We start from the raw sequence: 10,541 nt of genomic DNA on the forward strand, positions 1-10,541 counted from the left end.
TGGCGACTCAGGGAACGACTTTGCCGAGCAAATCCTTCGGCCCGACGATCGCCGGCTTCTGGTCATAACCCAGCTCGGCCAGGAGCTTGCCCGTCGCGCGAACCAGGGCATTGAACGTTGGTCTGTGCTTGGATGAGCGCAGCGTTTGGGCAAGCGCGTAGGTGAACGCACCGTAGGAAATGACGCCGTGGCGGTATTCGTAAGACAACTGGGATTCGCCGCAGGCGTACATGAGGATCGGCAGAAAGGGCCCTTCGTGTTTATAAGCGGCGCGTCGTTTGTCGTAGAGCTTATCGTCGTAACCGCGCACCGCGATGGCCTGGCCGACCCGCCGGATACCGTCGCGATTGCTCACGGTGTTGGCCGATTCGGCTTTCTGTGCGCTTTTGCGGGCCCGTTTCACCCAGTCACGTTCCACCCACATTTGCAGCCCGGACTCCCAGCGCAGCGCGCGATGGCGGATGTCATCCGGCGGCGTCAGCCCGCGTGCGCGGCGAGCACCTTCACGCGTCATGCCGCCCGAATGGCAGCAATCGAAGATCGTGATGAACTGCGTTCTGTAGGGCAGCTGGATGTAGAGGTCGCGGAAATCGTTGTCGACGATGGCATGTTCCGGCGTCCAGTCGAAGTCCCACGGGCACAGGCATTCGTCGATGCGGTCGGCTTCACCCGTGGCATTGGTGTTGGGAATCTGCGCACCGTGCCCGGAATAAAACAGTACCCGGCGGTCACCGGCCTGGGCGTCGTCGAGCAACCAATGCAGGCGATCGCGAATGCCAGCAGCGGTAGCGCGGTCATCAAGGACGACGCGGATATCGTCCGGCGAAAATTTCGACTCTTGCAGCAAAGAACTCATCAGGAAAACGTCATTGACGCAACCTTCGAGTCGATCGGACGGATTGGGGTAGTTGTTGATGCCGATCAGCAACGCCTTGTCCCGCGAGCGCCGCACCGTGCGCGCCTTGGGGACAGCAATGCCCAGTGACTTGTCGACGGCGGCGAGTCGCTTGTCGAAGCCTTTCGCTTTGCCGGCCTGCAACAGGGGACCCCAGACATTGGTCACGGTCTCGGCATGGCCGAGGTAGTAAGTCGCGTCATGATTGAGGACGTCGCCGGGCTTATCAAACGGCGTCATGACCTGGGTGAAGTTGGTATCGCGCAGATACAGCGGCGCCGTAAAAACCTGATCGTGCTCGTTGTAGAGGTGATACCACTTGCGCGCATCGTCGATGCCTTCAATGCGCCCGCCAAATGTCTCGCGCACTGCCGGGTTGGCAATCTGCGAGCCGAACGTGATAAGCACCCGGTTGTTCATCAGGGAGGGATCCCGACGAAACGTGTCATAGGCAACCAGCGTACCCAGACTGTGCGCACAGACGATGTCCGGTTGCGAATCGCTGATAACACTGGCGAGGTCCTTACGCAGGGTGGTCCGTAGCGCTTCGTCCGCGGACCACTGGGCAACCATGCCGGCCGTCCAGCGCAGGCGATCGGGAAACTGCCCGATGCCGCGATTGCGCCGGAACACGTCACCCACTGAATGGATGACCGCGCTGGTCAGAAGTCGCAGCGTGGCCTCGGCGATGTCGGCCGCCCCCAGTCCACTGGAGGAAAAGCGTTCGTCGTATTGAAAATAATCCAGCTCGACGTCGGTATTCGGCGCCACTCGCGCCACTGCCGTAGTAATCGCCCGGTGCCAGGACGCCTGAAAACTCTCGTCTGCTTCTTCGTGGCCTATGCCATGTATACATAGAATTTTGATTTTCATGTTCATTCCCTTGCACTGACAGCAAACTTGCCGGCGACGTAGAAAACGGATGTTTTTACGTGGTGGGCTATTAACACTCCATAGGTGGAAACAAGTATTCATCCAGGGTGTTGCGGAAAGCGTTATTAAAGTGTGCTTATTAGGTGTTTCGGATTGAGCATATTAGAAGAGTTAAAATCGTTCGAATTTTTTTTATGATCAATTGGAATGAAGAAGCTGGTTTTCAGTGGGGGCAGTGATTGCGAGTTGTTTTTGTTGTGTAAGATGATGATTGTAAAAAATATTAAATATAAAGATTGGTATTGGTATTTTCAGTTGAAGTGGCTGTTTTAGTTCGAATTTACAAACGGTTTTTAGGGGGGTATTACGTCCTGCAGTTTCTGGTTGTCTACTGTCTTACTTGCGTTACAGTCAGGTGTGCCAAAGTTGAAACAATAGACTCATTTCTGAAACAAATAATGCCGGGTTCAGGTGATGAAAAAATAAGTAGTGGATAAAAAAGGCGCGGCCTGTCTTTTTGGTGATGAGTTGGTCATCGGTTACCGAGTCTTCATGTTTTGAAAAATGTCAGATTCTTTATTGCCGCGGTGGCCAACTTCGAACGAACGACCAGACCCACTGCTCACGACAAAAGCGCAGGACCTGGAAACGGCACGACTGTCGTAAAAACGACCTGTTTACGCTGAACGCGAACCCTGGTCACTTTTCTGTTGAACGAGTGTTCAGCTTCGACTATGTTCGTTCCACCTCCCCGGCTGGTTGCGCGGGCTTGCGTTTCTTCTTTTCGAACGAGGCACTGGCATGCGGTTTTCACCCTTTGTTGAGCGGATTTCAGGCGACGGTGTCGCCGCCTGGGATATTCACAATGCGGCATTTGAAGCCCAGCGCCGCGGTGAGGATGTGATCATTCTCAGCGTCGGCGACCCGGATTTCCCCACCCCTGATTTCATCACCGATGCCGCGATTCATGCGCTGCGCGAGGGTGACACCCATTACACTGAAATCGCCGGTCGCCAGGCTTTGCGTGAAGCCATCGCCGCTCGGTACAGCGTGCTGTTCGACCGTGAGGTGACGGCGCCAAACGTCATCATTTCGGCGGGGGCACAGAACGCGCTGTTCATCACCTCGATGTGCCTGCTCAATACCGGCGACGAAGTGATTGCCCTGGACCCGATGTACGTGACCTACGAGGCAACGCTCAAGGCGTCCGGCGCCACGTTGGTGCGCGTGCCGTGCTCGGCGGATTCAGGTTTCCGGCTCGATGCCGCCGTGCTGGCCAAGGCCATCACCCCGCGCACCCGGGCGCTGTTCTTCTCCAATCCGAATAATCCGACCGGAGTGGTGCTCAACCGCGAAGAGCTGCAAGCCATCGCCGACCTCGCCATCCAGCATGACCTGTGGGTTGTGGTGGACGAGGTCTACGAGAGCCTGACGTTCGAGCGAGAGCACCTCAGCCTGGCGGCGTTGCCGGGCATGGCCGAGCGCTGCGTGGTGGTCGGCAGTCTGTCGAAATCCCATGCCATGACCGGCTGGCGTACCGGTTGGATCGTCGCTGATGAAGCCCTCGTGGCTCACGCCGAAACCCTGGTGTTGAGCATGCTTTACGGCTTGCCGGGCTTTGTCATGGATGCTGCGCTCAAGGCTGTTCTAGCCCATGAAGAGGTGACCCACGGCATGCGCGACATCTACCGCCGTCGTCGCGACCTGGTGGTGACCAGCCTGTCGGATTGCCCGGGTATTTCTGTGCTCACTCCCGATGCCGGCATGTTCGTGCTGGTGGACGTGCGTGACACCGGCCTGACCTCTTTGGAATTCGCCTGGCGGCTGTTGCGCGAGGCGCGCGTATCGGTGCTGGATGCGGCGGCTTTCGGTGAGCCTGCCCAAGGCTTTGTGCGGCTCTCGTTCACTTTGGGTGAAGAACGACTGGCCCAGGCCTGCCAGCGTATTCGCGACTTTGTCCTGGTGTTGAAAGGCGAAGCGCCGCGGCCGGTGATCAGCCGTGTCACTTGCGAAGCGATCGCTGAACCGGTCAAGGCCAAGACCATGATCGAGGTCGATGGCCTGCACAAACGCTTCGGCAATATCGAGGTCCTCAAAGGCGTTTCCCTGACGGCTCGCGAAGGCGATGTGATCTCACTGATCGGTGCCAGCGGCTCGGGCAAAAGTACCTTGCTGCGCTGCATCAACATGCTCGAAGTGCCGGACCAGGGACGCATTCTGGTGGACGGCGAAAGCATTCACCTGAACTTCGATCGTCCGGGCGCGCCGCTGGTGAAGGACGCCAAGCAACTGGTGCGCATCCGTTCCAGCCTGGGCATGGTGTTCCAGAATTTCAACCTCTGGCCCCATCGCACGGTGCTGGAAAACCTCATCGAGGCGCCGACCCAGGTCCTGCGTGAAAGCCGTGCCGAGGCCACTGAACGGGCCGAAGCCTTGCTCGAACGCGTGGGGCTGGCGGCCAAGCGCAACGAGTACCCGGCGTTTCTCTCCGGGGGACAGCAGCAACGGGTGGCCATCGCCCGGGCCCTGGCCATGCGGCCCAAGGTCATGCTGTTCGATGAACCCACCTCGGCACTCGACCCGGAACTGGTCGGCGAAGTGCTGCGGGTGATCCGCTCCCTCGCGGAAGAAGGCCGGACCATGATCCTGGTGACCCATGAAATGGCTTTCGCCCGCGATGTCTCCTCCAAAGTCGCCTATCTGCACCAGGGGCTGATCGAGGAAACCGGTTCGCCGGACGACGTTTTCGTACACCCACGCAGCGAGCGTTGCCGACAATTCGTCAACGCTCATCAGACTCGCTAATAACATCATAAAAAGACGGGGCAACATCATGGGAAATCGACGTTTGGCAAACTGGATGACGGGCGTGGCCTGCGTATTACTGGCCGGGATGAGCGCGGCCCAGGCCCAGCCGATCAGGTTCGCAGTCGCAGCGGAACCCTATCCGCCGTACACCGAGAAGCAGGCCAACGGTGAATGGAAAGGCTTTGAAGTCGACCTGATCCACAAGCTGTGCAGCGAAATGAAAGCCGAGTGCGAGATCAAGGAAGTGGCGTGGGACGGGATCATTCCATCGTTGCTGGCGAAGAAGATCGACGTAATTTTCTCGTCGATGTCGGTGACTGAAGAACGCGAAAAACAGATCGCCTTCAGCAAGGCGTATTACGACTCCGTGATTGCGATTGTCGGGCCGAAGGGCACGTCGGTGAAAAAGTATCCGGATGACCTCAAGGGCAAGATCATCGGTGTGCAGAACTCCACCGTGAGCGCCAGCTACCTCAAGCAGTACTACGAAAAAATCGCTGACGTGAAGTATTACGACACCCAGGACTCGGCCAACGCCGACCTGATTGCCGGTCGCATCGACCTGATGATGGCGGACGGCACGGCGATGGCGTCTTTCGTCCAGACCCCGGATGCCCGCAACAGCAACCTCGAATACCTGGGCGCCGTGCCCTATGACCCGATCTTCGGCAAAGGCGTGGGCGCCGGCCTGCGCAAGGACGACGCCGAACTCAAGGCCAGACTCGACAAGGCAATCACCTCCTTGCTGGCCAGCAAAGACTATGACGACCTGTCCCAGCATTACTTCGGTACCAGCGTGAAACCCGCGTTCTGACCTGACCCGGAACCTGTGGGAGCGAGCCTCCTCGCGATGGCGGCGGATCAGTCGACTTCTTAGTTGAATGATAGATAGCTATCGCGAGCAGGCTCGCTCCCACAGGGGATGTGCGCTAACTGGAGACTGAAATGCCAGCCATGTTCGAATTGATCAACTTCAGCGAAACAGGATGGGGCAGTGCGCTGTTGAAGGGTCTTTGGATGACCCTGCAAATATCGGCCGGGGCCTTTGTGGTCGGGCTGTTCATCGGTCTGGTGGTGGCCTGCCTGAAGCTCGGCGCGCCAAAGCCAATTGCAGCGCTGATGCGCGGTTACACAACCTTGTTCCGGGCGATTCCGGAGTTGCTGCTGATCCTGCTGCTGTACTACGTCGGCTCCATGCTCCTCAATTCGCTGATGACGCAGATGGGCTATGGCGTCGTCAATGTCAGCGGCCCGTTAGCCGCCATCGTGGTACTGGGGCTGGTGCAGGGCGCTTACGCTTCGGAGATTTTCCGCGCGGCGATCCAGGCGATTCCCTTCGGCCAGATTGAAGCGGCGAAGGCCTTCGGCCTGAGCGGTTTCGGTCTGTTCCGACGCGTCACGCTGCCGATCATGGCACCGTATGCGATGGCCGGGATGGCCAACCTGTGGATCAACCTGATCAAGGACAGCGCCTTGATCAGCGTGGTCGGCACCAACGAGCTGTTGTACACCGCCAAGCAAGGGGCGGGTTCGACGCGTCATTACTTGTTGTTCTACCTTACGGCCGCGGCGTTGTATTACGCGGTGACGTTGGTGTCCAACTACCTGTCTGGACGGCTCGAGCGGCGTATTCGTCGCTGGATGCCTTTGGCTGAGTGAATGAAATGATTCCAGCGTGGATAGTTGAATACGCGGCGCTGTTGGGCCGGGGACTGCAAACGACCATCACCATCCTGTTGATTTCCAGTGTGTTCGGTTTTGCACTGGCGGTGCTGGTGGCGCTGGCGCGGATCTCGAAAAACAAGGTGATCGCCAAGGCCAGCCTGTTCTACACCAGCGTGTTGCGCGGTACGCCGTTGCTGATCCAGATCTACATCTTCTACTACGGGCTCGGCAGCGTGTTTGCGCAGTTCCCGCTGATACGCGGCAGTTTTCTCTGGCCGTATTTGCGCGATGGTTATTGGTACATCGTGTTCGCCCTGGTGTTGTCGGTGGGCGCGTATGTCGGTGAAGTGATTCGCGGCGGGCTGTTGGCGGTGCCCAAAGGCGAGATGGAAGCGGCCTCGGCGTTTGGCATGACACCGCGCCAATCGCTGTTGCGAGTGCGTTTGCCTCGGGCGCTGCGGTTGCTGTTGCCGACACTGGCCGGGGAAACCGTGATGTTGCTGAAATCCACGGCCCTGGCCTCGACGATTGCGATTGTCGATCTGCTGGGTGCCGCCAACGTGGTGCGGGCGCAGACCTTGCAGGTTTATGAGCCGCTGTTGCTGGTGGCCGGGGTCTACGTCTGCCTGACCTTCCTGATCGAGGCGCTGTTTGCCTTTGCCGAACGGCGCGGGACGCCTGTGCGCAGGTCGGTGTAATGAGCACGTCGCAGGTCGTCGACCGATCGCTGCAGGGCATTGGCCTGTGCACCTTGGGGTACGCGTTCCTGGCGTTGCAGGACGCGGTCATCAAGTGGCTGGTGGCCGATTATTCGGTGGTCACCATCCTGTTCTGGCGCAGCCTGGTGGTGGTCGTCGCGTGCCTGTTGGCCGGGCGCCTGCGCCTGGTCCAGCGGGCCTGGCGTTCGCCGAGTCGGCGCTTGCTGGTGGTGCGCGGTTTGCTGTCGATTGTGGCCTGGCTGCTGTATTACACGGCCGCCCGGGACCTGTCGCTGGCGGAAATGACCACCCTGTATTTTTCCGCGCCGATCATGGTCACGGTGCTGGCGGCGGTGATTCTCAAGGAGCAGGCCAGCGGCTGGCAGTGGTTTTCCCTGATCCTCGGGTTTGTCGGGGTGATCATCGCCTGCCGCCCGAGCAACATCGCCGACCCGTGGCCCATTGTCCTGACACTGCTGGCGGCGATGTGCTGGGCGTTCACTTACATCCAGTTGCGCCAGGTAGATGACCAGACCTCGGTGCTGGAGCAGATGCTGATCACCAACGTGGTGTTCGTGCTGTGCATGACGGTCGCGCTGCCCTGGACGTTCACCCCGGCACCGACGCCGGCGTGGCTGGGAATGCTGGTTGCCGGTCTGGTGGGCGGTATCGGTCAGTTCCTGCTGTTTGCCAGTTTTCAGCGGGCCACCGCCACCTTGCTGGCGCCGTTCGAGTACACCGGGCTGATCTGGGCGTTCCTGCTGTCGAGCTTGATCTGGGGCACGCTGATGGATGTGTCGCTGATGATCGGTGCCGGCCTGATCGCGGTCAGCGGCACCCTGGCGATGATCTTCGGCCGCCATCCCTCACAGGATGTCGTCGGTGCTGAATGCTCCGTGACGCAGCCCCTTTATCCAGCAGCGACAGATGTGGAGGCCGTTGGCGGGGCTGAAGGTTTCGGGGTTGAGGCACCACTCGATCCAGAGTCCGTCGAGCATCGCCGATAAACCGATGGCGGCCAGGCGCGTGTCACCGATCACGAAACCTTCGCTGGCGGCCATGTCATCGAGCAACTGGCGCAGTAGATCGAGGTAGGCGCGGTAGCTTTTTTCGTGGGACTGGCTGACGTGTTCGGAGTGCCGGATCAGGCTCCAGAACACCACCCAGACGCTCAGCAATTGCGAGTCCATGACCCTCGGCGAAAAAGAGCCTTTGAGAAACGCGTCCATCTTTTCGGCTGGGGTGGCGACCTGCTGGATTTCCTGGCGCAGGGCGGTGGTCAGTTCGTTCGCGATCTTCTGATACGTGTCGGCGATCAACGCATCGATGCTGCCGAAATGGTGATTGAGCAGGCCGACGGACACCCCGGCTTCGGTGGCAATACGGCGCACGGAAATGCCGGCATGACCATCACGGACCAAGCATCGTACCGTGGCGGCCACCAGCATTTCGCGGCGCTCATCGGGTTCTGCGCGACGGTTCTTTGGAGAGGGGGTTGTCACAAGGGAATCCTTGGGTGCAGTGCCAGGTTGGCGAGCTTAGTTGAACATGCGTTCAATCTCCAGTGTTGGCCGCAGCGATGCATCGGTTTTTAACGTTTATGACGGGGGAGGATAAGCAGATGGCGCAGGATATTTCGTTCAGTGTTCGCAACAACAACGGCGATCCGGTGCAGGTCGGCGCCTGGCGTTTCGAGGGCGACGGCAGCGGGCCGAAGGTGCATTTGCAGGCGGGGGTGCATGCCGACGAAATCGCCGGGATGCTGGTGCTGCATCTGTTGATGCAACGGCTTCAGGTCGCCGAGGCCGAGGGCCGTCTCAAGGGCAGTGTAACCGTGGTGCCGCAAGCCAATCCCCTGGGCATCGGGCAGTTCCGCCAAGGGCGAATCCTGGGTCGTTTTCACGACGCGACCGGGCATAACTTCAACCGCTCGTTCGACCAGTCGGCCGTGATGGAGCAACCGTCGACCAACGTCCAGGAATGGCAAAAAAGCCTGGTGCAACTGGCGGCTACCGCAGAGGTGATGCTCGACCTGCACACTGATGACGAAGCCTTGCCCTACCTCTACGTGCACCGCCGTTTCTGGCCCCGTGGCCGCGAATTGGCGGCGGCGATGAAGATGGACGTGGCGATCATCTGGGATGACGGCGGTGACGGCTCCTTCGAAGAAACCATCATTGCGCCGTGGCTGCGTGACGGCATCACCGAGCAGCGCATGGCCGCGACCCTGGAGCTGCGCGGGCAGGGCGATGTCAGCGACAGGTTGGCCGAGCAGGATGCCGCGGGACTTTACGCCTGGCTGTGCAGTTACGGGGTCATCGACGAAGCGCTGTCACCCGCTGACTGGCCCGTCGAAGCGATGGAAATGGGCCAGATGGAGACCATCCTCGCGCCGCAACCCGGGGTGCTGATCTTTGAAAAGGAACTGGGCGACTTCGTCGAAGAAGGGCAGCGCTTTGCGCGGATTCTGCGGCGGCCCGGTGATCCTTCTTCCGAAGTGGTGCTGGTGGCCGAGCAAGCGGGGCGGATGGTCACACGCTATCGGGACCGGTTCGTGTCGCAGGGCATGGTGGTGGCGAAATTCACCGGGAGCCGTATTTCGCGCAACTGGAGTGGCGGGTTGTTGGACCCGAACTAGGCGCAGAGCATTTGGTCAGCCTGTTGGCCACCTCCGCTGAAGATAAGCGGGGTGGCCTTCACGCTAGTTCCCATCCGCCACTTTGCGTTGTATCTCGTCTACTTTTCGTTGGATCGCCTCGGCTTCATTCTCTTCGGGAGGCGTTGTTTCATCGACCTCTTCGGCGTCCCTGTCCTTCCGATCCCTTTCGCTGTTACTGACACTGTCATCGTTGTTCATCGTGCGTACCTCCGTTGACCTACACATTGGATACAGCACCCGGGAGGGAGTTCGAGATTTTTTCCTGGGAGCAGCCGCGCACGCAATCCAGGCTTCGGACTGTAAACTGTCCGCGCAAAAGGCATCGACCGCCTCTTTACCACCTCAAGCAAGAGATCCCTCATGGCAAACCAAGACATCGCGTTCACCCCCGATCCTGACGCGGATTCCATCTCCTCCGACGTCACCGGCTTCGGCGGCATTCTGGTCTCCACGCAGATTCCCACCCGCGCCGACGGCAGCCTGGAGCTGGGCGATATCACCCTGCAGAGCGAATGCACGTTGCAGGCGCTAAAGGTCGCGCTAGAAGGCGCCGGCAGTTCCATGGACCGGGTGCTGCACCTGACCATCTACCTCACCGACATGGCCGACCGCGCCGCGTTCAACGAGGTTTATAAACGCTTCTTCGCCAAACCGTGGCCGGTTCGTGCCGCCGTCGGTGTGGCCGCTTTGGCGGTCGAAGGCATGCGCGTGGAAGTCACCGCGATGGCCGCCAAAGCCTGACGGCGCGGGTCAGGTGTGATGAAAATCCACCTGGCCCAGTTTCAAAAACAACGACGGCTCATGCCTCTGCGCGACAACCCTTATCCCTCTACGAAAATTAGTTTCGCCTCGTTTGAAAATCACGCCTCGAAATGTTTTATGAGTTTCACAACCCATTCGACGTGACCCTTTCGAGGAGTACCGCATGACCCTGTCCTTCGGC

9 protein-coding genes and 1 pseudogene are annotated in these 10,541 nt (G+C 59.5%); 7 read left to right on the top strand and 3 right to left on the bottom strand.

Annotated features, from left to right (window positions below):
* Positions 1-7: 7 nt before the first annotated feature.
* Positions 8-1,768, bottom strand: a complete 1,761-nt coding sequence (locus K0F88_RS30270) for a caspase family protein (RefSeq protein ID WP_176457664.1) — start codon at positions 1,766-1,768, stop codon at positions 8-10.
* A gap of 801 nt (positions 1,769-2,569) precedes the next feature.
* Here K0F88_RS30270 and K0F88_RS32840 point away from each other — a divergent pair.
* From K0F88_RS32840 to K0F88_RS30295, 5 genes are all read left to right on the top strand, one after another.
* Positions 2,570-4,573, top strand: a complete 2,004-nt coding sequence (locus K0F88_RS32840) for an aminotransferase class I/II-fold pyridoxal phosphate-dependent enzyme (RefSeq protein ID WP_219097629.1) — start codon at positions 2,570-2,572, stop codon at positions 4,571-4,573.
* A 28-nt stretch (positions 4,574-4,601) separates the two neighbouring features.
* Entirely contained in the window at positions 4,602-5,390 is a 789-nt protein-coding gene (locus tag K0F88_RS30280) for a transporter substrate-binding domain-containing protein (protein ID WP_219097630.1), read from the top strand.
* A gap of 131 nt (positions 5,391-5,521) precedes the next feature.
* Entirely contained in the window at positions 5,522-6,235 is a 714-nt protein-coding gene (locus K0F88_RS30285; RefSeq protein WP_077748790.1) for an ABC transporter permease, read from the top strand.
* Between the two features lie 5 nt (positions 6,236-6,240).
* Positions 6,241-6,939, top strand: coding sequence for an ABC transporter permease (locus tag K0F88_RS30290; protein WP_219097633.1), 699 nt, complete (start codon positions 6,241-6,243; stop codon positions 6,937-6,939).
* Positions 6,939-7,946: a DMT family transporter gene (locus tag K0F88_RS30295; protein ID WP_219097631.1), complete on the top strand. Its 1,008-nt coding sequence runs from the start codon at positions 6,939-6,941 to the stop codon at positions 7,944-7,946. The genes K0F88_RS30290 and K0F88_RS30295 overlap by 1 nt, the downstream gene beginning before the upstream one ends.
* Here K0F88_RS30295 and K0F88_RS32720 read toward each other — a convergent pair.
* Positions 7,902-8,387, bottom strand: a pseudogene (locus tag K0F88_RS32720) (TetR/AcrR family transcriptional regulator); the annotation flags it as partial. The gene K0F88_RS30295 and the pseudogene K0F88_RS32720 sit on opposite strands and share 45 nt — an antisense overlap.
* A gap of 173 nt (positions 8,388-8,560) precedes the next feature.
* Between K0F88_RS32720 and K0F88_RS30300 the strand changes: the two are divergent.
* Positions 8,561-9,577: a succinylglutamate desuccinylase/aspartoacylase family protein gene (locus K0F88_RS30300; protein ID WP_094467970.1), complete on the top strand. Its 1,017-nt coding sequence runs from the start codon at positions 8,561-8,563 to the stop codon at positions 9,575-9,577.
* Between the two features lie 63 nt (positions 9,578-9,640).
* Here the strand turns inward: K0F88_RS30300 and K0F88_RS30305 are convergent, their stop codons facing one another.
* The gene (locus K0F88_RS30305) at positions 9,641-9,796 is read right to left on the bottom strand and encodes a hypothetical protein (protein ID WP_176457663.1); all 156 of its coding nucleotides are present in this window, start codon (positions 9,794-9,796) and stop codon (positions 9,641-9,643) included.
* Positions 9,797-9,958: 162 nt separating this feature from the next.
* On the opposite strand from K0F88_RS30305, the gene K0F88_RS30310 reads away from it, so the two are divergent.
* On the top strand, positions 9,959-10,339 hold the full coding sequence (locus tag K0F88_RS30310) for a RidA family protein (RefSeq protein WP_109632739.1): 381 nt from the start codon (positions 9,959-9,961) through the stop codon (positions 10,337-10,339).
* The last annotated feature ends 202 nt before the right edge of the window (positions 10,340-10,541 follow it).

Source organism: Pseudomonas sp. UMAB-40 (assembly GCF_900095275.1).
Taxonomy (GTDB): Bacteria; Pseudomonadota; Gammaproteobacteria; order Pseudomonadales; family Pseudomonadaceae; genus Aquipseudomonas; species Aquipseudomonas mandelii_B.